Origin of the sequence: Lactiplantibacillus nangangensis (assembly GCF_005405065.1) — a bacterium.
Taxonomy (GTDB): domain Bacteria; phylum Bacillota; class Bacilli; order Lactobacillales; family Lactobacillaceae; genus Lactiplantibacillus; species Lactiplantibacillus nangangensis.
In genome coordinates this window covers 80509-105845 of record NZ_BJDI01000008.1, presented here as the reverse complement: position 1 = coordinate 105845, position 25337 = coordinate 80509, and the positions used below count along the sequence as shown (strand labels likewise).

Annotated in this window: 20 protein-coding genes; 15 read left to right on the top strand and 5 right to left on the bottom strand. The window is 45.2% G+C overall.

Features of this window, described 5'->3' with window-relative positions:
• Positions 1–6: 6 nt before the first annotated feature.
• Both recD2 and FFM70_RS08165 read left to right on the top strand, forming a co-directional pair.
• The gene (gene recD2, locus FFM70_RS08170; RefSeq protein WP_137616358.1) at positions 7–2559 is read left to right on the top strand and encodes an SF1B family DNA helicase RecD2; all 2553 of its coding nucleotides are present in this window, start codon (positions 7–9) and stop codon (positions 2557–2559) included.
• A gap of 131 nt (positions 2560–2690) precedes the next feature.
• Positions 2691–3653 carry a ribose-phosphate diphosphokinase gene (locus FFM70_RS08165; RefSeq protein WP_137616357.1) on the top strand — a complete coding sequence of 321 codons (963 nt, stop codon included), beginning with the start codon at positions 2691–2693 and terminating at the stop codon, positions 3651–3653.
• Between the two features lie 297 nt (positions 3654–3950).
• Here FFM70_RS08165 and FFM70_RS13860 read toward each other — a convergent pair whose 3' ends face one another.
• Positions 3951–4091, bottom strand: a complete 141-nt coding sequence (locus FFM70_RS13860; protein WP_171002334.1) for a hypothetical protein — start codon at positions 4089–4091, stop codon at positions 3951–3953.
• A gap of 365 nt (positions 4092–4456) precedes the next feature.
• On the opposite strand from FFM70_RS13860, the gene FFM70_RS08160 reads away from it, so the two are divergent.
• Both FFM70_RS08160 and FFM70_RS08155 read left to right on the top strand, forming a co-directional pair.
• Positions 4457–5905: a C40 family peptidase gene (locus FFM70_RS08160; protein ID WP_137616356.1), complete on the top strand. Its 1449-nt coding sequence runs from the start codon at positions 4457–4459 to the stop codon at positions 5903–5905.
• A gap of 235 nt (positions 5906–6140) precedes the next feature.
• Positions 6141–6344, top strand: a complete 204-nt coding sequence (locus FFM70_RS08155; protein WP_137616355.1) for a hypothetical protein — start codon at positions 6141–6143, stop codon at positions 6342–6344.
• 59 nt (positions 6345–6403) lie between these two features.
• On the opposite strand, the gene FFM70_RS08150 is transcribed toward FFM70_RS08155, so the two are convergent.
• From FFM70_RS08150 to FFM70_RS08140, 3 genes are all read right to left on the bottom strand, one after another.
• Positions 6404–7366 carry a diacylglycerol/lipid kinase family protein gene (locus tag FFM70_RS08150; RefSeq protein ID WP_137616354.1) on the bottom strand — a complete coding sequence of 321 codons (963 nt, stop codon included), beginning with the start codon at positions 7364–7366 and terminating at the stop codon, positions 6404–6406.
• 83 nt (positions 7367–7449) lie between these two features.
• Positions 7450–9126, bottom strand: coding sequence for a ribonuclease J1 (gene rnjA / locus FFM70_RS08145; RefSeq protein ID WP_137616353.1), 1677 nt, complete (start codon positions 9124–9126; stop codon positions 7450–7452).
• The gene (locus tag FFM70_RS08140) at positions 9123–9341 is read right to left on the bottom strand and encodes a DNA-directed RNA polymerase subunit epsilon (protein ID WP_137616352.1); all 219 of its coding nucleotides are present in this window, start codon (positions 9339–9341) and stop codon (positions 9123–9125) included. The genes rnjA and FFM70_RS08140 overlap by 4 nt, the downstream gene beginning before the upstream one ends.
• A 273-nt stretch (positions 9342–9614) precedes the next feature.
• Here FFM70_RS08140 and FFM70_RS08135 point away from each other — a divergent pair, with 273 nt between their 5' ends.
• On the top strand, positions 9615–10109 hold the full coding sequence (locus tag FFM70_RS08135) for a hypothetical protein (RefSeq protein WP_137616351.1): 495 nt from the start codon (positions 9615–9617) through the stop codon (positions 10107–10109).
• 37 nt (positions 10110–10146) lie between these two features.
• On the opposite strand, the gene def is transcribed toward FFM70_RS08135, so the two are convergent.
• Positions 10147–10707, bottom strand: a complete 561-nt coding sequence (gene def / locus FFM70_RS08130) for a peptide deformylase (RefSeq protein WP_137616350.1) — start codon at positions 10705–10707, stop codon at positions 10147–10149.
• 302 nt (positions 10708–11009) lie between these two features.
• Here def and pdhA point away from each other — a divergent pair, with 302 nt between their 5' ends.
• From pdhA to FFM70_RS08080, 10 genes are all read left to right on the top strand, one after another.
• The gene (pdhA, locus tag FFM70_RS08125; protein WP_137616349.1) at positions 11010–12122 is read left to right on the top strand and encodes a pyruvate dehydrogenase (acetyl-transferring) E1 component subunit alpha; all 1113 of its coding nucleotides are present in this window, start codon (positions 11010–11012) and stop codon (positions 12120–12122) included.
• Between the two features lies 1 nt (position 12123).
• The gene (locus tag FFM70_RS08120; RefSeq protein WP_137616348.1) at positions 12124–13101 is read left to right on the top strand and encodes an alpha-ketoacid dehydrogenase subunit beta; all 978 of its coding nucleotides are present in this window, start codon (positions 12124–12126) and stop codon (positions 13099–13101) included.
• Between the two features lie 57 nt (positions 13102–13158).
• Entirely contained in the window at positions 13159–14463 is a 1305-nt protein-coding gene (locus tag FFM70_RS08115) for a 2-oxo acid dehydrogenase subunit E2 (RefSeq protein ID WP_137616347.1), read from the top strand.
• A gap of 7 nt (positions 14464–14470) precedes the next feature.
• Positions 14471–15883, top strand: coding sequence for a dihydrolipoyl dehydrogenase (lpdA, locus tag FFM70_RS08110; protein ID WP_137616346.1), 1413 nt, complete (start codon positions 14471–14473; stop codon positions 15881–15883).
• A gap of 296 nt (positions 15884–16179) precedes the next feature.
• Positions 16180–17121 (top strand): Rossmann-fold NAD(P)-binding domain-containing protein, encoded by a 942-nt coding sequence (locus tag FFM70_RS08105; RefSeq protein WP_137616345.1) that lies wholly within the window; start codon positions 16180–16182, stop codon positions 17119–17121.
• Positions 17102–17392 (top strand): UPF0223 family protein, encoded by a 291-nt coding sequence (locus FFM70_RS08100; protein WP_137616344.1) that lies wholly within the window; start codon positions 17102–17104, stop codon positions 17390–17392. Before FFM70_RS08105 ends, FFM70_RS08100 begins: the two co-directional genes overlap by 20 nt.
• 9 nt (positions 17393–17401) lie before the next feature.
• Complete coding sequence (locus FFM70_RS08095) at positions 17402–18178, top strand: inositol monophosphatase family protein (protein WP_379856183.1); 777 nt, start codon at positions 17402–17404, stop codon at positions 18176–18178.
• A 189-nt stretch (positions 18179–18367) separates the two neighbouring features.
• Positions 18368–20206: a translational GTPase TypA gene (typA, locus tag FFM70_RS08090; RefSeq protein WP_137616343.1), complete on the top strand. Its 1839-nt coding sequence runs from the start codon at positions 18368–18370 to the stop codon at positions 20204–20206.
• 203 nt (positions 20207–20409) lie between these two features.
• Positions 20410–21576 (top strand): FtsW/RodA/SpoVE family cell cycle protein, encoded by a 1167-nt coding sequence (locus FFM70_RS08085; RefSeq protein WP_137616342.1) that lies wholly within the window; start codon positions 20410–20412, stop codon positions 21574–21576.
• Between the two features lie 31 nt (positions 21577–21607).
• Positions 21608–25039: a pyruvate carboxylase gene (locus FFM70_RS08080; protein ID WP_137616341.1), complete on the top strand. Its 3432-nt coding sequence runs from the start codon at positions 21608–21610 to the stop codon at positions 25037–25039.
• Positions 25040–25337 lie beyond the last annotated feature (298 nt).

The window sequence follows — 25337 nt, the reverse complement described above, 5'->3', positions numbered from 1 at the left end:
ACTCCGGTGCCGGCAACTGATCCAAGTTTATTTCCGGATGATTATGCAGGTCAAACGGTCACGCGCTTTATCGTTGGTAAGGTCGCAGCCGTTTTTTTCAGCAGTTCGGATAGTTTTTATAAAGTGTTACTCGTTAAAGTAACCGAACAGAATATTGATTGGTCTGAGGATGAAATCGTCGTGACGGGTAGCTTTGCCGACATTCAAGAAGAGGGCACCTACAAGTTTACGGGGAAAACGGTCCGTCATCCCAAATATGGGACACAATTTCAGGCGGATAATTATCAAAATGAGACGCCGACTTCTCGCAGTGGTCTAATTGCTTACTTGGCGGGAAGTGATTTTCCAGGCTTGGGACGCCGCACCGCTGAGCGAATCGTGGACACGCTTGGTGAGAACGCCATTGATAAAATTTTAGATGATCCTAAGGTTTTGACACCGATTGGGTTACGGGCGTCAGTCCGGGCGACCTTATTAGACACCTTACGGGTGAATAACGGCTTAGAACAAACGATTATTGGTCTGAACGCTTACGGCTTTGGGAGTCGTTTAGCGGCGGCGATTTATGCCAAGTATCAAGGTGATACATTACAAGTTATTCAAGAAGATCCATATCGTTTGGTAGAAGATATCAAAGGGGTCGGGTTCAAAAAGGCGGATCAGATTGCCGCGCAATTAAAAGTTGATCCGCAGTCTGAGAGTCGGCTAAAGGCAGCGTTACTGACGCAAATCAATGACAACTGTGCTCAAAATGGCGATACCTATACGACTGCCAAACCGCTGATTACCGCAACATTACAGTTACTTGAAAACTCGCGCAATGTTGCGATTGATCCGCAAAAGCTGGCGGACCAATTAGTAGCTCTAGCTAAAGAGAATAAAATTGTCGGTGAAGAAAATCGTATTTACTTACGGCCGTTATACGAAGCGGAATGGGGTATCGCTGAACACTTGAAGCGACTCCATGATGCGGATAATGACGGTAGCTTGACCGAGAAAGCTGTTGACCGGGCAATCGGCCATGTGGCTAAGGCCAGCAATTTAACTTATGATGCCTCGCAAACACAGGCGCTTAAATCAGCAATCACGTCGCACTTATTTCTATTGACTGGTGGTCCCGGGACCGGGAAAACGACGATCATTCGTGGCTTAGTCGCGTTGTTTGCGGAATTACACGATGTGTCGTTAGATGTTAATGAGTATAAGGACAAGCCATTTCCAATCTTGTTAGCTGCGCCGACTGGTCGCGCCGCTAAACGGATGGCAGAAACGACCGGCTTGCCAGCGGGGACGATTCATCGGTTACTTGGTTTAACGGGACGGGATGATGATCCTGAAATGCCGACGAAGGATTTGGAAGGCGGTATTTTAATCATTGATGAAATGTCGATGGTGGACACCAATTTGTTCCGGTTATTACTCCAAGCAGTCCCGAGTCACATGCAGGTCATCTTAGTTGGCGATAAAGATCAATTACCATCAGTTGGAGCGGGGCAAGTCTTTCATGATTTGCTGCAAAGCCCTGAGATACCACAGATTGAGTTAAATACGATTTACCGGCAAGATGACGATTCAAGTATTATTCCACTGGCACATGCCATCAAGGATGGTCGCTTGCCGGATGACTTTACCGTTAATCAACCAGACCGGTCCTTCATTGCTTGCAATGCCTTTCAAGTCAATCACATTATTGAACAGGTGGTTTCCAAGGCGAAAGCGAAAGGTTTCACGGCGGATGATGTCCAAATCCTAGCACCGATGTATCGGGGTGCCGCTGGGATCGACCAGTTGAATACGACGGTCCAAAATATTTTTAATCCGGTGAAATCCAAGCGACAAAAACAACTCAGTTACAATAATCAGCAGTATCGCGTTGGCGATAAAGTGTTACAACTCGTGAATGCACCTGAGGACAATGTTTTCAACGGGGATGTGGGGAAGATTGTTGGGATTGATTTGGCCAATGATTCCCACAACAAGTCTAAAAAAGACCAGATCACCGTTGCTTTTGACCAAAACGAAGTGACTTATCAAAAGTCTGATTGGAATCGGCTAACACTAGCCTATAGTATGTCGATCCACAAGTCTCAAGGGAGTCAGTTCAAGATGGTCGTGTTGCCGTTAGTTCCGCAATTTTCACGGATGTTGCAACGAAACTTGCTATACACTGCGGTGACGCGAGCTGAGCAGATCTTAATTTTATTAGGGGACATTCAGTCGTTTGAACGCAGTGTCACCAATGAGTCCGTGAATCGTTTAACGACGTTGACTAAACGATTACAGCAAGTCTTTACTGGTGACGGCGATGCCACCGTGACACAGCCAGTCCCTTCGTCAGACACGGCTGCTAAAGGTGTTTCCGAGTCAACGGTGGAGACTGCTGATTCAACGCCAAATTCAGCATCGTCTGAGACTGAGGACCAAACTGCTGCAGTCGCTACTGAAGGCGGTGAACGCCGTCTGACGCCAACAATCGTGGCACAGGGACAGGTTGATCCAATGATTGGCATGGCTGGGATTAAGCCAACTGATTTCATGGGGCAAGTATCGTCCTCCTAGTTAGTTGCGATTAACAATTAATTGGCACGCTAAGTTGTTTATTTTGGCGCGACCTTTTTTATCTGTTATTCAACTCGGATACTGCTATAATTAACTATATATGTCATGAAACTATTTATCCGGAGGTCGTTATGTCAGTAGATGAATCAAGTGCTAAGCTAAAATTATTTGCTCTAAATTCTAATTTGCCGTTAGCAAAAAAGATTTCAGAACGGGTCGGTATTCCGTTAGGTCAGAGCTCTGTTAAACGATTTAGTGATGGCGAAATTCAAATTAATATTGAAGAAAGTATTCGTGGCGCTGAAGTTTTTGTGATTCAGTCCATTTCTGAACCAGTCAACGATACGATTCTTGAACTTTTGATTATGATCGATGCGTTACGTCGGGCGAGTGCCAGTGAAATTAATGTTGTCATTCCGTACTATGGCTATTCACGCCAGGATCGTAAAGCCCGCTCACGGGAACCAATTACGGCCAAGTTGATTGCAACTTTATTGGAGAAAGATCGGGCCACTCGTATTTTGACCATTGACTTGCATGCTGCTCAAATCCAAGGCTTCTTTGATATTCCAGTTGATCATTTGATGGCTGCGCCAATCTTAGCCGGTTACTTCAAAGACCGTGGGATCACTGATAATCTGGTGGTGGTCTCACCTGATCATGCTGGGGTCTCACGAGCACGTAAGATGGCTGAATTGTTAGGCGCACCGATTGCAATTATTGACAATCGTCATCCTGAAGATGAAATTGTGCCAAGCAGTATTATTGGTGAGGTCAAAGGTCGCATTGCAATCGTGATCGACGATATGATTGATACCGGGACGCGTTTTGAAGTTTCGGCAGCAGCTTTAAAATCAGCCGGAGCCGCTAAAGTGTATGGCTGTGCGACACATGCGATTTTGTCACAAAATGCACCTGAAAAGTTAGAAGCTTCCGCAATGGAAAAAGTGATCGTCACCGATACGATTCAGATTCCAGCAGCTAAACAATTTGGTAAATTGGTCCAGCTTTCTGTTGGGCCACTCTTAGGAGATGCCATTAAATTAGTTCATGAACAACAACCAGTTGATAGTTTATTTGATGCAAAACTGTAATGACTATGCTTGGTGCTAGTTAAAATTTCCGCCTGCCGGTTGGTTCCTAAAATGCTGGAACGCCATGGGCCATTTTGAAGCCAAAAAGCGGTCTTCAAAACTGGCCTTGGCCTAAGTCCGAGCAGACCACTCGCACTAAGGCCAACGACACGGCTGAGCATTTTAGCAACCAACCTCTCGGCTAAATAGCTGAACCAAAAATAATCAATTGTTAATTTTTTAATAGCCGTTAATTAACGTCGGGCGGGACAGAATTGGCTCAGTGGTGTCGTTTATCTTGGTCGGTGATTTTCCGACTTAGACAACCCCCGTCTTGTGGTAGACCGCACTTGGTTTCCAAACGCGGCCAACACGTTCCAGCCGATTCTGGCCCAACCAGAGTGGCAATTTAAACCAACTAGCACCAAACGTAATGACTAAAATTGACGAGCTCGCCACGCGCGAACTCGTTTTTCTTTTGCCAGTTATTTGTCGAATTGGTCTGGTAGGTAGGACCGATTGCTGTGAACGGTTTCGCGACGCAATTTTTAAGTTGGCCTATCAAAGTGTTACGATTCAGAGAATTCGCCTAAACCTTGATTTGACGGCGACTTGTATGGATTCAACACGTACAATTGGTTTTAAAATTAAACGGGCTGTTTTGTAAAAAAATAAGTGATTCTGGTTTGCATTCTCCTGAGATGTGCTACAATAAAGTTATGATTTGTCTAAGGTGTTAAGATTCTATTAAGAAGTCTGTATACCGCAGTTAGTTATCACATTTCAAGTTAGAGAGTTTTAATTTTGCTAAAGGAGTGAAGTTAATGTCACAAGCACATACAACGGGCAAGGTCCTAGCCGGTACGGTTGGTGCCGTTGGTTTATTGCTTGCCACAGGACAAGCTGCCAATGCTGCTTCAGTAACCGTTAAACAAAACGATACGGTCTGGAGCCTCGCTCAGCAACATGGTGTTTCTATTAAGAGTGTCGAAAAGTTAAATGCTCAAGCCCTTAATGGCAACTCCGATTTAATTTATGTCGGTCAAAAGTTACAAATTAGTGGGGAATCCTCATCATCAGCAAAAAAGGGTACATATACCGTTAAAGCTGGAGATACTTTATGGGATTTAGCTGACAAGTATCAAACGTCAGTCCATGCGTTACAACAGCTCAACGGGTTATCAGGTGATTTGATTGTGGTTGGTCAGGATATTCAGGTTCCTGGCGCAACCGCAACGAAGACCACCACTAAGGTTGCCACGTCTGCAGCGACTAGTGAAACCACTAGCACCGCTAGTGAAAGCACCTCAACAGCAACTTCAGCTGCCAGTGCCAGCACGACCAGTACAAGTGCGACGAGTGAAAGTACGGAAGTTCAGGATTCCGTCAGTGCCGCTTCCACGTCAACAAGCACTGCTGCTAGTTCAGTAACGAGTGCCAGCAGCAGTCAAGCGAGTGAAACGTCATCAAGTTCAACGACTTCTGCCGCTTCACAAGCACCAACGGCTGTTTTACAAAAGGTTGCAACTAGTTCATCTAGCGTAACTAGTGCCGCTCAAAGCAGTTCTACGACGTCACAAGCCACGAGTTCGGCAACGACTCCAGCTTCCGCAGCGAGTCAGAGTAGTTCAACGGCTTCACAAGCAACAAGTACGGCTAGTCAGAGCAGTGCAACGAGTACTGCCTCACAAAGCAGCAGTAGTGTTGCCTCACAGGCATCGACGAGTACGGCTTCACAAAGCAGCAGTAGTGTTGCTTCACAAGCTTCAACGAGTACGGCTTCACAAAGCAGCTCATCAGCCGCTCAAAGTAGTAGCACTTCTGCAGCAACGTCGTCTTCATCACAAGCAAGCTCAACGGCTACTAATACCAACAATAGTAGTAGTTCGACAACTAGCAACTCTGATTTAGCGACCGGCTCTGTGACGGGCTTAGCTTTGAAATTGGCCAACGCTAATATCCCTTATGTTTGGGGTGGCGGGTCACTTTCAGGGATGGACTGTTCAGGGTTAGTTTCATACGTTTACTTGCACGCCGCTGGCATTAGCTTGCCACATAACACGGTTTCACAAGAAGCCTATGTCTCAACCCATTCAGTTGCTGATGCCCAACCTGGAGATATTTTATTCTGGGGTTCACGTGGTGCGACCTATCATGATGCCATTTATATTGGGAACAACCAATATGTTGCGGCACCAACTGAAGGTCAAAATGTCCAAGTTCAAACCATCAGTCCATACTTTGCACCAAGCTTTGCAGGGACTGTTAAATAATTAAGTTGATCATTAATGAAACAGCCGGCTTCCTGCACTAGTGGGCTAGCTTGGCTGTTTTTGTGTTGGGGCACTTTTTTAAGTTTTATGATTTATTAATTACTGAGATTGTGTTATATTAATTCTGCTGTTTTTTTTATTAATAGCTTGAAACTCGAGGCAAATCTTGATTTGGTGTCGAGCAGAATGTTTCAGTAAGACTGTAATAGATAATTGTTTTGAGGGAGTGTTTTAAGTGAGTAACAGATTTGAGATCCTGGAAGAATACCAACAGGCGAATACCGAATTAGATCGTTTGAAGGGGTTGGCAGCGCGCCAACGGGATCGCTCACGGGTCGTGACGATTTACCCTCATCTTAAAGAGCGGGTCAGTCATCTTTCCCAAAAATGTGAACAGCTTGATATGCTGCTAGAAGCAATTAATGCTTCTGAAGACTAAATCAGCTAAAATAAGGCGCTTCAATTCGTTAGTTTCGAATTGAAGCGCCTTTACTCTTTTTAATGATGATCGTGAATACTTGTATCGATCCAAAATGGATAGGGCTGTGTTGAGAGATAGAGATCGTAATTACGATTACCAATCGTTTGCCCGTCCATCTGGCCAATTTCAACCGAGTTGACTAGCAGGTGGAGCTTTTTGCTGCGATAATGGTGGACGAAGCGTGAGTTGAGATGGCGTCCCCCCATCACTAATAGCAAAAATAGCCATAAAATGATCCACCAGTGTGGTTCTTCAATCACGATCAATTCTAGTTGATCATCGTGGAGGTCAGCTTGCGGTAAGATCTTGACACCACCACCAAAGTAAGGATGATTCGAAACCGTACAAAGAAAGGCATGGCGGTAACGATCGCGTTGACGCCCCACGTGGACGGTCAATGGATAGCCTTCTTGCTGTGAATAAGCTTTCAAGGCGTTACTCAGGTAAGCCCAATGTCCCAGTTTGCCCTTTTGTTTACTACGATTCGTATCGTCAACGATTTGGGCATCAAAGCCTAGCCCGACATTGTTAACGAAGTAGCGATGTTCATTTTTAAAGGTTTCGTGATAAGTCCCAATATTTAATGGGCGCGCACGCATGTTATTTAAAATTTGTGCCAAGGCGATGGCTGGATCAGTTGCCATACCCAAACCACGGGCAAAGTCATTGCCGGAACCGCCGGGAATATAAGCCAGTGGCATCGGGTCATCAGTTGGAACCTGCATTAACCCATTGAGAGCTTCATTTAAGGTACCATCTCCACCGATGACTAATAACACTCTGGTGGCAGTGTGCAACGATTGACGCCTTTTTTCCGCGAATTGGGTTGCTAGGCGAGTGGTATGGCCGGCATATTCTGACACCCGGTACTCAAAAACGATTTGGCGTTGTTCGAGCAGGGGCTTAACGATTTCCCAAACCGTCTTGCCATGGCCGGATCCAGCCAACTCATTAATTATAATGTCGTATTCAGTCGTCAAAATTACACCTCACTAAGATCGAATCAGCGTTGAACTGACCCTTACACCACAAAAAGCCGGAACAGGATCGTTCCGGCAGGTGATTAATTCATAATCAGCATCGGTAAAATCATCGGATGCCGTTCAGTTTTCTCGAACAAAAAGCTTTGTAGATCATCAATGATCGCGTTGCGAATCGTGGCTTCACTAGCTTTGTCACTCTTCATCTTACGGCGAATTGTGCGGAAGACATGACGCCGGGCTTCATTGATCAAGTCACCAGATTCACGCATATAGACGAAACCACGTGACAAAATATCTGGACCAGCCTGGATTTCTTTTTTCTTAAGGTCAATGGTGGCGACAACCACGACTAGGCCTTCTTCTGAAAGCACTTGACGGTCACGCAAGACCACGTTACCAATGTCGCCAATCCCAGAGCCGTCGACATAGACGTCACCGGCACCGAAGTGACCAGCAACCCGAGCCGAGTCTTTAGTCAAGGCTAAAACATCGCCATTTTCCAAGATAAAGCTATGGTCTAATGGGACGCCACACTGTTCAGCTAACTCAGTATGAATCTTTAACATCCGGTATTCCCCATGAATTGGCATAAAGAACTTTGGCTTCATCAAACGAAGCATCAGCTTTTGTTCCTCTTGACCACCATGACCAGAAGTATGAATGTTATTGACTTTCCCATGAATGACGTGCGCGCCAGCTTCTTCAAGTTCGTTGATCACGTGGTTAACACTCAAAGTGTTCCCAGGAATTGGTGAACTAGAGAAGATGACGGTGTCGCCAGGTTGTACCGAAATTTGACGGTGAGTCCCGTTGGCAATCCGCGAAAGGGCAGCCATTGGTTCACCTTGTGAGCCGGTACATAAAATCATGACTTTGTTAGCTGGTAAGGACTTGATATCATTGGCGTCAACGATGGCTTCGTCTGGAATGTTTAAGTATCCCAGTTCGCGACCATTAACAATGGCAGCTTCCATACTGCGACCGAAGACCGCAATCTTACGATGGTGTTCCAAAGCAACTTGCGCCGCTTCTTGAATCCGTGAAATATTGGAAGCGAAGGTGGCGAAAATAATCCGACCCTCGACGCCTTCAAAAATATGGCGGATCGATTGTGCAACCCAACGTTCGGACTTCGTAAAGATTGGCCGTTCGGCGTTTGTACTATCAGATAGCAATGCCAGCACGCCTCGTTCACCGAGATGTGCCATCCGTTGCAAGTTCGGTGGCTGATTCGTAATTGGTGTCAGATCGAACTTATAATCCCCGGTTTCCACAATCGTGCCAGGTGGTGTTTGGACGGCGATTCCTAGCGTATCTGGAATTGAGTGGGTCGTTCTAAAGAAGGAGACCCGAGTCTTACGGAATTTCAACACGGTATCTTCGTTGATCTCGTGAAGCTCAGTCGTCTTTAGCAGGCCGTGTTCTTCCAGTTTACCTTTGATCAAGGCTAAGGCTAGGGGACCGGCATAAATTGGCACGTTGATTTGTTGGAGTAGGAATGGAATCCCACCAATATGATCTTCGTGTCCGTGCGTAATCACCAATGCTTTTATTTTTTGCTGATTTGCAACTAGATAAGAATAATCTGGGATGACATAATCAATTCCGAGTAATTCATCTTCGGGGAATTTGATACCAGCATCGATCAGAATAATCTCGTCCTGAAATTGGACACCATAAGTGTTTTTCCCAATTTCTCCCAAACCGCCGACTGCAAAAACAGCGGTTTCGTTATTTTTGACGTTTAACCGTTTCATTTATTAAACTCCGTTAGTTGATACTCTGGATTTTCTTTTTCATAATCCAAGAAGTTACCTTCTAACGGTTCGATAAATTCAATGTTGAATTCAGTGTTATCTTCGACCAAAACGCGGGCGTCAACTTCGGTATCTGCTTCGAGATAGAGGGCCTTCGTTGTTTCGCGTTGTGGGTTCCGTTTTTTGGTTTCTTGGTAGTAGACTTTGTAAATCATTAACAAAACTCCTTATAAAATATTTATTCAGGACCTGAAATCCTAAATAGTAGCAAAAATAAAAGTTTGATCCGTACACCAGGTTGTGTAAACACAACAATTATCTTTCATTTTAGCATAATTCCGCTGAGGTGTATACAATGTTAACTTTCTTCAAAAACTAGGCTTACTTCGGTAAATTTTTTTATTAAACATGCTATGCTGAGAGCATGTTAAGTGTGATTAATTTACTCGTTTTGTGAATAAACGTACAAAAATTGTGAGGGATGCCTAATGGAAAAATGGCTGATAATTTTAGTTGGGTTAATTTTAGCCGTCATTATATATGAAGTCTTGCGTCGCCAAGTTTTAAAACGTGCGGCATTAAAAATCCGGCTGAGAGGCCAACGGACCGTCGATCAAGCGATGAGCCAGATCTTGAAACAGTTGAGTAGTACTGCTGTGGCGCAGCAAGTTGGTGGTGATTTACACTCCGTACCAGTGGCCGATGTGTGGGGCCGGGGGGTCATGGCGTTTGAATATGTGCTTGAAGCACCAGGCATGATCACGACCGACCTACCAGAGATTCGGCGGATTTTAAACAATCATTTACAAGCTTACGCCAGAGATGAACAGTTGCCGGCGTATCAAGCAGCCGGCCCGGCGTTGCGAGTCACGGATGCTTGGCTAAGATCAGGTCAATTACACATTGATGTGGCCTATCTCATGAATGAAGCAACTCTGGAGTATTTGGAAGATCTACGGCGCTTAAATCCAAAAAAGTCATAAAAAAAGCTCGACCACGATGGTCAGAGCTTTTTTTAGCTTATGAAATTAAAACGAGGTCATCTTCGGCTGCAAAAGGATTGTCATTGTTGATATGGTCATAAAATAAAATGCCATGTAAATGATCAATTTCGTGCTGACAAACGATGGCTGGGTAATTTTTAAGGCGAATTTTCTTTTGTTCGCCAGCCATATTATAGTAGCGTAATGTGATCCGATCGTGGCGGATCACGTACCCTGAAACATCGCGGTCAACGGATAAACAGCCTTCACCTTCAGTCAGAGCGCCTGGCTGAACGGAATGACTGATGATGACCGGGTTAATGATGACGTCTTTGAAGATTGGTTCATCACTGTTGTCTTCGGCAGGAACGAGGACGGCGGCCATTTGTTCTGAGACGTCCACTTGTGGTGCGGCTAATCCAACGCCAGCACGCAAACCATATTTTTTAGCCAATTCTGGATCTTGACTATTTTCCAAGTAGCCCATCATGTCGTTGGCCAACTTGCGGTCGTCATCGCTCAATGGAAACTTGACGGCCTTGGCTTCCGCGCGCAACGTGTCGTTACCTTCGCGAATGATATCTTTCATCTTAATCAACCCAAATTACCTCCAAAACTATTCTACGATTCGAACTGCAGGGCAGTTTAATCATCCAAATAAGTTTAGCATAACTAAAATTGAAAATGTAGAATGATTCTCGAAAAAATCATGAAAGTCAAGTCAAGTTACAAATGAAAACATTCACAATCGTTTTTGGCCTAAAAGCTGTTATTTAGCCTTTTGAAAGGGCTTGCAAAAATTGAAAACCAATGGTAAATTAGACTTGTAATTATGAAAACGATTACGAGCCAATGGTTTAGCCGTTGAGTTCGTACGTTCATGAAAGGGATGTGTCATTTATGGACAACGAAAAACCAATTGTCGATTTCAGTGAGATCCGGGATGCGCTTGGAAAGAATTTTGAACCAGTACAAGTGATGGACGGACAAGCTAATGTCGTCAACCAAGCAATTGTCTCTAAATATTCAAATGATCAATTAGTCGACTTTTTAAAGCTAATGATCTGGGAACGGACTTTACACCAACGCTCAAACGCGCTAACCCGTCAAGGTCGACTAGGTTTCTATGCACCAACTGAAGGTCAAGAAGCTAGTGAAATGGGGAGCAACTCCGCGATGAAGTCAACCGACGTTTTAATGCCGGCCTATCGTGATATTCCTCAACTGATCCAACACGGCTTACCCGTTTACAAAGCGTTCCTATGGTCACGTGGACACGTTTTAGGTAACGAATATCCAGAAGATTTACATGCAATGCCACCACAAATTATTATCGGGGCTCAATATATTCAAGCGGCCGGTGTGGCCCTCGGAATCAAGAAGAATGGGACCGAAGATAAAGTTGCTTACAGTTACACTGGTGATGGTGGGACGTCGCAAGGGGACTTCTATGAAGGCATGAACTTTGCTGGCGCATTCCAAGCACCTGCTGTCTTTATCGTTCAAAATAATGGTTATGCCATTTCAGTACCACGGCGTAAGCAAACGGCTGCCCGAACATTGGCTCAAAAAGCCGTTGCCGCTGGGATTCCAAGTGTGCAAGTTGATGGGATGGACTTCTTAGCTGTTCATGAAGTCACCAAGGCTGCCCGGGAATACGCTGCTGCTGGCAATGGCCCAGTGATGATTGAAACGTTGACTTATCGGTTTGGACCACATACGAATGCTGGGGATGATCCTAAGCGTTACCGGACTAAGGAAGAAGAACAACCATGGTTCGACAATGATCCATTGATTCGTTATCGCAAGTACTTAACGGACCAAGGCGTTTGGTCAGAAGACCTTGAAAACGAGTACGTTGAACAAGTTAAAGCTGACATTAAAGCCGCTGTTAAACAAGCGGATGAAGCACCTAAGCAAAAAATGACCGAATTTTTGGAGAATGTCTTTGAAGAACAACCACAAAACATTCAACAACAAATTACGGAATACCAAGCAAAGGAGTCGAAGTAACATGTCAAAGAAAACATATATTCAAGCGATTACCGATGCACTTCGATTAGAATTAGGGTCTGACGAAAAGACGTTAATTTTTGGTGAAGACGTTGGTAAAAACGGTGGGGTTTTCCGGGCAACTGACGGTCTCCAAGCTGAATTTGGCGAGGACCGGGTCTTCGATACACCTTTAGCTGAATCTGGTATTGGTGGCTTATCCATCGGTTTAGCACTCGAAGGCTTCCGCCCAATTCCAGAAATCCAATTCTTAGGGTTCATTTTTGAAACCATGGATTCGATTGCTGGTCAAATGTCACGGGAACGCTTCCGGACTGGTGGCACGCGTCATATGCCAATTACGATTCGGTCACCATATGGTGGTGGGACCCATACTCCAGAAATGCATGCCGATTCATTGGAAGGCTACTTAGCACAAATTCCTGGGCTCCGGGTGGTCACACCATCGAACCCATACGATGCCAAAGGTTTGTTGATTTCCTCAATTCGGAACAATGACCCTGTGTTCTTCCTTGAAAACTTGAAATTGTATCGGTCAATGAAAGCTGACATTCCAGATGAAGCTTATACCGTGCCGTTGGACAAAGCGAATGTTGTCCGTGAAGGGACCGATATTTCACTGATTGCGTACAGTGCTCAAGTTAACCAATCATTGAAGGTCGCCGAAAAGCTTGAAAAAGAAGGCATTTCGGTTGAAGTGGTTGATTTACGGACTTTGTCACCACTCGATGAAGACACGATTTTAAAATCAGTTGAAAAGACTGGTCGCGCGGTTGCGATTCAAGAAGCGCAACGTCAAGCTGGGATTGCTGCCAATGTGGCTTCACTGATTGCTGAAAAGGGTGCTTTATACTTGAGCGCACCAGTCGGTCGGGTCTCAGCGCCTGACACGGTTTATCCATTTGGGCTAGCTGAAGACGACTGGCTCCCTGCTGAAGATGAAATTGAAGCAAAAACCCGCGAGATCTTAAACTACTAAAAAATTTCGCGCATCGAAAACAACCAGATATTGGTTGCAATGAAAGGAAGTTATCCAATGGCTTACGAGTTTAAATTACCAGAGCTTGGCGAAGGCCTAGAAGAAGGCGAAATCGCCACTTGGCTCGTTAAACCTGGCGATCAAGTCAAGGAAGACGATTCTCTAGTTGAGATTCAAAACGATAAATCAGTTGAAGAATTACCATCACCCGTTGATGGGACGATTGTAAAGATTTTGGTACCAGAAGGTGAAACCGCTAAAATTGGAGATGTCATCGTGGAAATCGATGATGGCTCTGGTGCTAGTGCCACACCGGCTGCGGCGCCAGCTGAAAATGCAACCGCTGACAAACCGACACCTGCGCCTGCAGCACCAGAAACAGCTGCCACGGCGGCACCAATCGCCCCTGCAGATCCAAACAAGCGGATCTTAGCGATGCCTTCTGTCCGGCAATATGCTCGCGACAAAGATATCGATATTTCGCAAGTGACTGCAACTGGTGCACATGGCCAGATTACGAAACAAGATATTGATAACTATACTGGGGCTCCAGCTGCAACTGGCTCACAAGCCGCAACAACGGCTACCGCTGCAGCACCAGCTGCTGAAGCTGCGCCGGCACCAGAACCAGTTAAACCATATGTTTCTGATACACCAGAATTAGAAACACGCGAAAAGATGACACCAATTCGGAAAGCCATCTCGAAAGCCATGGTCAACAGTAAGCATACCGCACCACATGTGACGTTATTTGATGAAGTTGAAGTATCTGCTTTGATGGCTCATCGGAAGAAGTACAAGACGATCGCGGCAGATCGTGATATTCATTTGACCTTCTTGCCTTACTTTGTTAAGGCTTTAGTAGCTGTCTTGCAACAATTCCCAGAATTTAACGCGTCAATCGACGATGCCAACAAGGAAATTGTTTACAAGCACTATTACAACATTGGGGTCGCAACAGATACGGATCGCGGCTTGTTAGTACCAAACATCAAGCATGCTGAAGGTAAAGGGTTATTTGCCATTGCCAAGGAAATTACTGACAATACGCAAAAAGCTTATGATGGCAAACTCAAATCGAAAGAAATGAGTGGTGCGTCAATTACCATTAGTAACATTGGTTCAATCGGTGGTGGCTGGTTTACACCAGTAATCAACCAACCAGAAGTGGCAATCCTTGGGGTTGGCCGCATTGGGAAAGAACCTTACGTCAACGAAGATGGTGAAATCGTCGTTGGTAAGATGCAAAAATTGTCCTTAAGCTTTGACCATCGTTTGATCGATGGCGCCACTGCTCAAAAAGCAATGAACTTATTGAAACAATTATTGCATGATCCAGAATTACTTTTGATGGAAGGATGAGGTCAGAATGGTTGTAGGAGATTTTGCTGAAGAACGCGATACAATGATCGTTGGTGCGGGTCCTGGTGGCTACGTCGCCGCGATTCGGGCCGCTGAACTCGGTCAAAAAGTAACTATCATTGAGAAAGAATATATTGGTGGGGTCTGCTTGAACGTTGGCTGTATTCCATCTAAAGCATTGATCAGTGCTGGTCATCGGCTCCAAGAAGTCAAAGATAGTAAAATCTTTGGGATTAAGAACATTCAAGACCCAGTCTTAGACTTCAAGACGACCCAAGATTGGAAAGACCATCAAGTCGTTGATCGCTTAACCGGCGGGGTCAAAATGTTATTAAAGAAACATAAGGTTGAAATCGTTGAAGGGGAAGCTTACATGCACGATAACCATACGTTACGTGTCATGAATGGCGACCACACGGGTCAAACTTATAAATTCAAACATTTAATTATTGCAACCGGATCACGCCCAGTTGAGATCCCTGGCTTCAAGTTCAATGGTCGTGTCGTTGACTCGACCGGTGGCTTGAACTTGCCAGAGGTTCCTAAAGAATTAGTTGTTATTGGTGGCGGTTACATTGGCTCTGAATTAGCTGGTGCTTATGCTAACTTAGGGGCACATGTGACGATCCTCGAAGGAACACCACAAATCTTGCCAAACTTTGAAAAAGATATGGTTAAATTAGTCCTGAAGAGTTTCAAAGATAAGGGTGTCACCGTGGTCACTAATGCGATGGCGAAAAACTCGGAACAAGATGACAGCGGTGTCACTGTGACTTATGAAGTTGATGGCAAGGAACAATCCGTTCGCGCTGACTACTGCATGGTTACGGTTGGTCGTCGGCCAAATACTGACGACATGGGCCTTGAATACACGGATGTTAAGTTGACCGACCGTGGTTTGATCGAAGTTGATCAACAAGGTCGGACAGCTGCGCAAGACATCTTTGCGATTGGGGACATTGTTGCCGGTCCGGCTTTGGCACATAAAGCCTTTGCAGAAGGTAAGGTTGCAGCTGGTGCCATCAGTGGCAAGAAGACTGCGAATGATTATGTTTCCGTGCCAGCAGTTTGTTTCACGGATCCAGAATTAGCGACCGTTGGGATGACTAAAGCTGAAGCTGAAAAGGCTGGCTTGAGTGTCACGACGTCGAAGTTCCCATTTGCTGGGAATGGCCGTGCGATTTCATTGAACTCGATGGAAGGCTTCTTCCGGCTGGTTTCAACGAAGGATGAAGGCACGATCGTTGGGGCACAAATTGCCGGCCCTGGTGCCAGTGATTTGATTTCTGAATTGAGTGTTGCTGTCAATGGTAGCATGAACGTTGAAGACTTAGCTTTGACGATTCATCCACATCCAACCTTGGGCGAAGTTGTTCAAGAAGCTGCGGATGTTGCCATGGGTTATCCAACGCATATTTAAATTCGACAAATTTAACGATTCGATGCAGAAGTTTGAGGCTTAAGGGTCTCAAACTTTTGTTTTGCTCATGAACTGGTCGATCGCCGGATAAGTCAAAAATGCCGCATGATATCAGCGGTGGTGTTATGCTGTTCAAGGTCTGTACGACCGGCGCATGAGCTTACATAAAAAAGTTTAACTTCGTAAACAGTTGGCAATCCTGATTAATGTGACAAAAGGGTAAGGATTTACTTAAACTTTACTTGAATAAGTTGACAGCTCAGGTACAATTATTAGCGAAAGTTGGGAGGAATTTCATGAACAATACAGTTATTATTCGTGGCTTATTTGAATTCGTACAACAACTCATTTTAATTGCAATGGCCAAGGATCTGCCATTGAACTTGATCGTCGCTGCAGCAACCGACGAGACACCGCGTTATCAATCTCTGATTACAGCGAGTGCTGCCTGCCGTCACTTTACTTTGCAGGCACCCGCAAAACCTGATTATTCACAAGCTGATGCGTTAATCATCGGCAATCTAGTCCCTTTGGCCGCCGACCGAGATGTTGAAGCCGATCTACAGGCGACGTTGCCTTTATTTCGTCAATTTATCAATACGGCGATGGCCGCTGGGTTTAATGGCAAATTAGTGCTGACTGGGAGCAATGATGCGGTACTCAGCGTCTTGGCCGCCCGTTTTAGTGGGGTCGATCATCAACGGGTGCTCGGCTTAGGCACGTTACCCCAGAGTCGACTGCTTGAGCGGCTATTACAAGATCAGTTAAATGTTGGGGCGAGTGATGTCCACGCGTTTGTCGTCGGGACTGCTCGCGAGCACTTGATCTCATGGAGCCGTTCTTATATTGGACCCGCACCAGTGCTGACTTATCTGGCCAACCAAGACATTAGCTTCGGCGCCGATGAGATGGGCGCTGACCAGGAACGCATCGACGAACCAGCAATCGTTACCAATCAAACGTTGAGTGTGTTAGCATTAGTACAAGTCTTACGAGCGTTTTACGATCAGGCCCCATTTATTGGGACGGTCACAAATGTTCAAACGATCGCGGATGACCAACTGGTTGGCTTAGCGTCGCCAGTGCTCATTAGTGCTAATGGGATAAAACGTTTGGCAGACATGGTCTTGTCAGATGAAGAACAAAAAGAATATGCGGAAATTGCTGGTCAAGTCCGGCATGATTTAGACCGCGTAGAAGCAGGGGAGTTTGACCAAAATGACGATGAACAGGCCTGAAAATTACCAATATCCATTGAATGACGCCTGGACGACTGACGAAATCATTACTGTGAGTCGTTTCTATGAAAAGATTGAGGCAGCTAACGACAGTACGGTGCCAACAGCTGACTTACTAAGTGCTTATCAGGCGTTTAAAACGATCGTGACCTCAAAGTCTGAAGAAAAACAGCTTTCACGTGCCTTTGAAGCGGCTTCTGGACTCAGCATTTATAAAACGATGCAGGCAGCTCAGACCACAAATAAACAACGTTTTCAATATCGAAGCTAGGTGATAGAGGTGTCAAATACAGCATTACAACAATTAAATCAAGCTGTTCAAGCAGTGATGCGACAAGCCCGCGCACAAGTCTTAGCACAGATGGGCACCCAATTGACAGTCTCTGAAAAGACGAGTCGTAAAGACTTGGTGACCAACGTTGATAAAAGTAATGAACATTTTTTAGTTCATGCGTTACGCCAACTTGATCCTGCAGCCAAAATTCTCGGTGAAGAGGGCTTGGGTGATCCGGTTGAGTCAATGACCGGGCATGTTTGGATCGTGGATCCCATCGACGGGACCATGAACTTTGTCCATCAACGGGATCATTTTGCGATGATGATCGGGTACTATGTTGATGGTGAACCGACCTTGGGCTATATTTACGACGTGATGGGCGACCGGCTCTATGCTGGTGGCCCCGCCTTGGGTGTCACTGTCAATGAACAACCGTTACCGGCACCTGCTGATCGTGGTCTTTCGGCAGGGCTATTTGGCGCGAGTGGCCCGCTACTAATTCATGATAAGTACCAGATGCAAGCAATCGCACATGCCAGTCTGGGGCCGCGAATCATGGGTAGCGCTGGGATTCAAATCAGCCAAGTCTTGGCTGGTGAACTCGTTGGCTATTTGTCTTATTTGCGGCCGTGGGACTTTGCTGCTGGCCGCGTCTTAGCTGAAACCTTAGGACTGGTTGTTTCACAAGTTGACGGCAAGCCCGTAAATATGTTATCATCTGGTGCTGTACTAATAGCGACTAAAAGTGCGCAACGTGCTATTTTGACAATCGTCAGATGAACGGTGTGACTGTGACCCATCCGTCACAGTTTTTTTATGCCAATTGATGAAAGCCGATGAAAACGGCATTACGCGTCAATCAAGGCGCACGTGTCACTTGATAGTGATGCCAGATTGTATTAATATATGTAAGATTTCTGCTATCAATCGGATAGTTAGAATTTTTGAAGGATGAAAGGAAGATCAATTTTGAAATTTAGAGATGATATCCGCAACATTGCCATTATTGCCCACGTTGACCACGGTAAAACAACCTTAGTTAACGAAATGCTTAAACAATCGGATACCTTAGATGAACACGTCCAGATTGATGATCGGGCGATGGACACTAATGCCATTGAAAAGGAACGCGGTATCACGATCCTTTCAAAGAACACGGCCGTACGTTACGGCGACAAACAAATTAATATTTTGGATACACCAGGACATGCTGACTTCGGTGGTGAAGTTGAACGGATCATGCGCATGGTCGATGGGGTCTTATTAGTTGTTGATGCTTTTGAAGGAACGATGCCACAAACCCGTTTCGTTTTGAAAAAGGCCTTGGAACAACATTTGACACCTATCGTGGTTATCAACAAGATTGACCGTCCAGGTGCTCGTCCTGAAGAAGTTGTTGATGAAGTCCTAGACTTATTCATCGAATTAGGTGCGGACGAATCACAATTGGACTTCCCAGTTGTTTACGTTTCAGCATTAAACGGGACGTCAAGTTACGAATCAGATCCTGCTAAACAAGAACATACGATGAAACCAGTCTTTGATACCATTATCAAGACGATTCCAGCCCCAATCGATAACTCTGACGAATCATTACAATTCCAAGTTGCTTTACTTGATTACAATGATTACGTTGGTCGTGTTGGGATTGGCCGGGTCTTCCGTGGAACGATCAAGGTTGGGGACAGCGTTACTGTTATGAAGCTTGATGGTAGCAAGAAGAATTTCCGGGTAACCAAGTTGTTCGGTTTCTTCGGTCTACAACGTTTGGAAATCAACGAAGCCCATGCCGGTGATTTAGTTGCCGTTTCTGGGATGGAAGATATTAACGTTGGTGAAACGGTTGCTGACTCAAGCAATCCAGAAGCTTTACCAATCTTACGGATCGACGAACCAACCTTACAAATGACCTTTGGGACGAACTCATCACCATTTGCCGGTAAAGAAGGTAAATTCGTGACTGCTCGTCAATTGGAATTACGTTTGAAGTCTGAATTGGAAACCGATGTGTCGTTACGTGTTGACGATACTGACGAACCTGGTTCATGGGTCGTTTCTGGTCGTGGAGAATTGCATTTATCAATCTTAATCGAAACGTTACGGCGTGAAGGTTATGAATTACAAGCATCTCGTCCAGAAGTTATTTATCGCGACGTTGACGGCGTTCGGAGCGAACCATTCGAATCTGTTCAGATCGATACGCCTGACGAATATACTGGTGCCATCATTGATACCTTGTCACAACGTAAGGGTGAAATGAAGAACATGGAAAGTACTGGGAACGGTCAAACTCGTTTGACTTTCTTGGCTCCTTCACGTGGGTTGATCGGTTACTCAACTGAATTCTTATCATTAACGCGTGGTTACGGCATCATGAACCATACGTATGCTAAGTATGCGCCAGTTATCAAGAACTGGAACCCTGGTCGTCGGAATGGTGCCTTAGTTTCAATTAACCAAGGTAAGACCACGACATACGCGACGATGGGTATCGAAGAACGTGGGACGATTTTTGTCGACCCAGGTACCGATGTCTATGAAGGGATGATTGTTGGTCAAAATAGCCGTGAAAATGATATTTCAGTTAATATCACTAAAGGTAAGAACATGACCAACGTTCGTTCATCAAACAAGGATTTGACTGCGACAATCAAGACGCCAACTCATTTGACGCTTGAAGAATCATTGGAATTCTTGAATAGTGACGAATATTGTGAAATCACACCAGAACACGTCCGTTTACGTAAGACGATTCTGAATACGAATTCACGTGAAAAAGAAGCTAAGAAACGTAAGATGGCTAAATAAGCGCATCAACGTTTCAACTCAAAGCGACCTCCTCAATGGGGTCGCTTTTTTGTTTAAAAAAGTTTAAAAAGCAACCACAAATTAACAATTTCACAGGTTGCGGTAATTGCGACTATGCTATAATTACTGCAAGCGAACTTTTATAGAATGGTCATGGCGAAACGTTCTATAAACTCAGATTATTTAAGGTGGGATTGACCGTCATGCCAAAAAAAATACGTCACATGGACTATGTCCTTTTTATTCCATACCTCATCTTGTGTGGTATTGGGATCGTCATGGTTTATTCCTCAAGTTCGTACGTTGCAGCAGGTATTGGCTCATCACCAACGAGCTATTTATTTCGTCAGCTCGTCTGGGTCCTGGGGGGCCTAGTGATTACCTTGTTTTGCATGAACTTAAAGATTGATTACTTTAAGCGCACTAAGTTATGGGGAATTTTAGGATTTGCTATGTTGGCTGTCCTCGTTGGGTTGCGATTGTTCGGTCAATCGATCAATGGGGCGGCTGGCTGGATTGTGCTCGGACCGATGTCCATTCAACCGGCCGAGTTTTGTAAGTTTTATTTGATCGTGTACCTTTCAACAATGATTGCGCAGCGTGAACGGCGCCTAGGTGTGGCCAAATTACGGGATTTAAATGCGCAGTTAGCGATGCTCGGGGTCATGATCGTGTTGATCGTGATCCAGCCTGATATTGGGGGCGCCACGATCAACTTGGCGATTGCGGCAGTGATCTTATTTGCCAGCGGGATGTCTTACCTTTATGGGGTCGGTATCTTCGTAACTGCCGCCGTGGGGTTTGAGTGGGTCTTAGTTCCCATGATGAGTCGTCTTCCTCAAAGTGTGTTAGCGAATTCTTATCAATTGCGGCGTTTTCTCGGTTTCTTGAATCCATTTACGACGGCTTCAGGTGCGGGGACACAATTGGTGAATTCATATTATGCCATTTCAAATGGTGGTTTGACCGGTGTTGGGATTGGGAATAGTTTGCAAAAACGCGGCTATTTACCAGAGCCTAATACAGATTTTATTATGTCAATTACTGCGGAAGAACTCGGCTTGCTCGGGGTTCTGTTGGTAATGGGATTATTACTCGTGATCGTTGGTCGGATGATCTACATCGGTGTGCGATCCAACAACACGTTTAATACGTTAGTTTGTTACGGGGTGGCCGCTTATTTGACCATTCAGGCGTTTATTAATGTCGGCGGAATCGTCGGTCTGATCCCGATTACCGGGGTCACGTTCCCGTTCATTAGTTACGGCGGTTCCAGTATGATGGTGCTCACACTATCGTTCGGGTTAGTGCTCAACGTGAGCTCGCTTGAACAAATCGCGCGAGCATCCGCTGTTCGTCAGGAAAGTTAAGTCAATCTAATTTGGAAATGAGGGGTTTCTGGTGAAGAAAGTATTAATTGCTAACCGTGGTGAAATTGCGACGCGGGTGATTCGGGCTTGTCATGAATTAGGCCTGCAGACCGTGGCAATTTACGCCAAAGAAGATGAATTTTCCGTTCACCGTTTTAAGGCTGATGAAGCGTACTTAGTCGGTGAAGGCCTCGCACCAATCGCAGCTTATCTCGATATTGAAGACATTATTCGGATTGCCAAAGAAAACCAAGTCGACGCGATTCATCCCGGCTATGGTTTCTTATCTGAAAATGCAACTTTTGCGCGGCGTTGTGCTGAAGAAGGCTTGACCTTTATCGGCCCGACACCGGAACAATTGGAAATGTTTGGTGACAAGATCACCGCGAAGCAAGTCGCTGCCGATGCTGGCGTCGCAACGATTCCTAGTACGACACATCCGGTAACGAGTTTAAACGAAGCACTCCAATTTACGCAAAAGTATGGTTTCCCAATCATGATCAAGGCCGCGATGGGCGGTGGTGGTCGTGGGATGCGGATCGTTCATGAAGCTTCCGAATTACAAGAAGCTTTTGATCGGGCGCGTTCAGAAGCGATGCAGTCCTTTGGTGACGACGAAATTTACTTAGAAAAATTCATTGCCCACCCAAAGCACATTGAAGTCCAAATTTTAGGGGACTCCCATGGCAATATTTTGCACTTATTCGAACGGGACTGCTCTGTGCAACGTCGTAACCAAAAGGTGATTGAATTTGCGCCAGCGGTTGCGTTGCCAATTGAATTACGGCAAAACATTTGTGATGCTGCTGTTCGTTTAATGAAGCATGTCCATTATCTGAATGCCGCCACGGTTGAATTCTTAGTTGAAGGTGACAAGTTCTACTTCATGGAAGTTAATCCACGGGTTCAAGTTGAACACACCGTGACTGAAATGATCACCGAAATCGATATCGTGCATGCACAATTAAAGATTGCCATGGGCGGTGATTTATTTGAAGATTTACATTTGCCACATCAAGATGCGTTGACTTACAAAGGGGCTGCGATTCAATGCCGGGTCACCACTGAAGATCCAGCGAACGATTTCATGCCGGATACTGGTCGAATTGAAACTTATCGGTCACCAGGTGGTAACGGGGTTCGTTTGGATGCCGGGAATACTTACTCTGGCGCCGTGGTCACACCATACTTTGATTCCTTACTAGTTAAAGCCTGTGTCGTGGCGCGTAATTTCAAGGCCGCTGTGCATAAAATGCGCCGGGTCCTAGTTGAGTTCGATATTCGTGGCGTGAAGACCAATATTCCATTTATGTTGAATGTGATCGACCATCCAACTTTCCAAGCTGGCCAAGCCAATACCCGTTTTATCGACAACACCCCAGAGTTGTTTAACTTCCCAGATGATACACAACAAGAAGATAAAATGTTGAAGTATATTGGGAATACTACGGTCAATGGGTTTGCCGACGTGGCCCAACATTCGAAGAAATACTATCCAGATGTTGAGTTCAAAGATAACTTTGCGCCTATCGATAAAAAGATTGTGACCGCCAAGGACGTCTTGGATGAACAAGGTGTCGCTGGCTTACAAAGTTGGTTATTAGCTAAAAAAGAAGTGTTATTAACTGACACAACGATGCGGGATGCACACCAAAGTTTATTTGCGACCCGGATGCGGACTAAGGATATGTTAGCCGTCGCGGAAGCGTCACAAAAGGCGTTACCAGAGCTATTCTCCTATGAAATGTGGGGCGGCGCGACCTTTGATGTCGCTTTTCGCTTCTTAAATGAAAACCCTTGGGATCGGCTGCGTAAATTGCGGACTGCGATGCCACGGACGTTATTCCAGATGTTATTCCGTGGGAGTAATGCGGTCGGTTACCAGAACTATCCAGATAACGTGATTCGCGAATTTATTTTGGAATCAGCAAAAAGTGGAATCGATGTCTTCCGGATCTTCGATAGTTTGAACTGGGTTCCTCAAATGGAAAAGAGTATTCAAGCAGTCAAAGAAACCGGTAAGATCGCCGAAGGGACGATTTGTTATACTGGCGATATCATGGATCCAAAACGCAAAAAATATTCCTTGGCTTACTACAAACAATTAGCGTTAGATCTACAATCTGCAGGCTCTGATATTATTGCCATCAAGGATATGGCCGGCGTTTTGAAGCCAGAAGCGGCTTATGAACTTGTGGCGACATTGAAAGATGCTTTGGACGTGCCAGTCCACTTGCATACTCACGATACGACTGGGAATGGGATCTTTACCTATGCACGGGCCGTTGAAGCTGGGGTCGATGTTGTGGATGTTGCGGCCAGTGCCTTGTCAGGGACGACGAGTCAACCATCGATGAGTTCTTTATACTATGCCTTAGCGCATAATGATCGCCAACCAGCGGTAGATATCAACAATGTTGAAGCCATTAATCGTTACTGGCAAGGGATTCGGCCTTATTACCAAGACTTCTCAAATGGGATGACGGGTCCACAGACCGATATTTATCAAACTCAAATGCCAGGCGGGCAATATTCGAACTTACAACAACAGGCCAAAGCTTTAGGGCTCGGCGATCGTTGGGAAGAAGTTAAAGAAATGTATGCGACCGTCAATGACATGTTTGGGGATATTATCAAAGTCACGCCAAGTTCCAAAGTTGTTGGTGATATGGCACTCTTCATGATTGAAAATAATTTAACACCCGATGATGTCTACGATCACGGGGAGAAGTTAGACTTCCCTGAATCAGTCATTAATTTCTTCGCTGGAAATATTGGCCAACCGGTCGGCGGCTTCCCAAAGAAGTTGCAAAAGATCGTGTTGAAGAATCGTCAAGGGTTAACGGTACGGCCAGGTTCTTTGGCCAAGCCAGCTGACTTTGAAGCGACGAAGGCTGAGTTAGCACCTAAGATTGGGCATGAACCTTCCAAACAAGAAGTCTTGAGCTATATCTTATATCCAAAAGTCTTCTTGGAATATCAAGCCCAACATAAGCAATACGGGCATGTGTCCTTATTAGATACGCCAACGTTCTTCCAAGGGATGCGTTTAGGCGAAACGGTCAATGTTGAATTGGCTCGTGGTAAGACGATGATCGTCAAGTTGAACCAAGTTAGCGAACCGGATGTCGATGGGATTCGGACCTTATACTTTAGTATCAATGGTCAGAACCAAGAAATCACGGTGAAGGATAATTCAGTTCATCAAACGTCAGCCAGCACCCGGAAAGCCGAACCAACGAACGAAAATGAAGTTGGGGCGACGATGAGCGGTTCTGTCTTGAAATTACTCGTTAAGAAGGGCGAGACAGTCAAGAAGGGTCAACCATTGCTAGTTACTGAAGCGATGAAGATGGAAACGACGATCCAAGCACCAGAAGATGGGATCATTGAACACACCTATGTCAGTGCTGGTGATGTTATTCAGACGGATGATTTATTACTTGAAATCACGCCTAAATAAAGTTGTTTCGCGACGCTTAAATTGGTTATCTTAGACTAATCAAACAAAATGGTCGGTAATTACTAGTTAGCTGCTGGTAATTATCGATCATTTTTTTATTCAAAGGGTAGATTGTGGTTTCCGGATGTCGCTGATGGTGTCTGGTTATTCAGCCCATTGGTATTAGTTGAGACCGGTCTTGGAAGTGACAGTAAATTGTCAGAACGACGCAAAAAGTCTGAAGTCATTAGCACAACCGTCATTGCAGTCTTGTGTCACGACAGTTTATTTAGGTTACTAAAGATGGAAAGTGACTAAA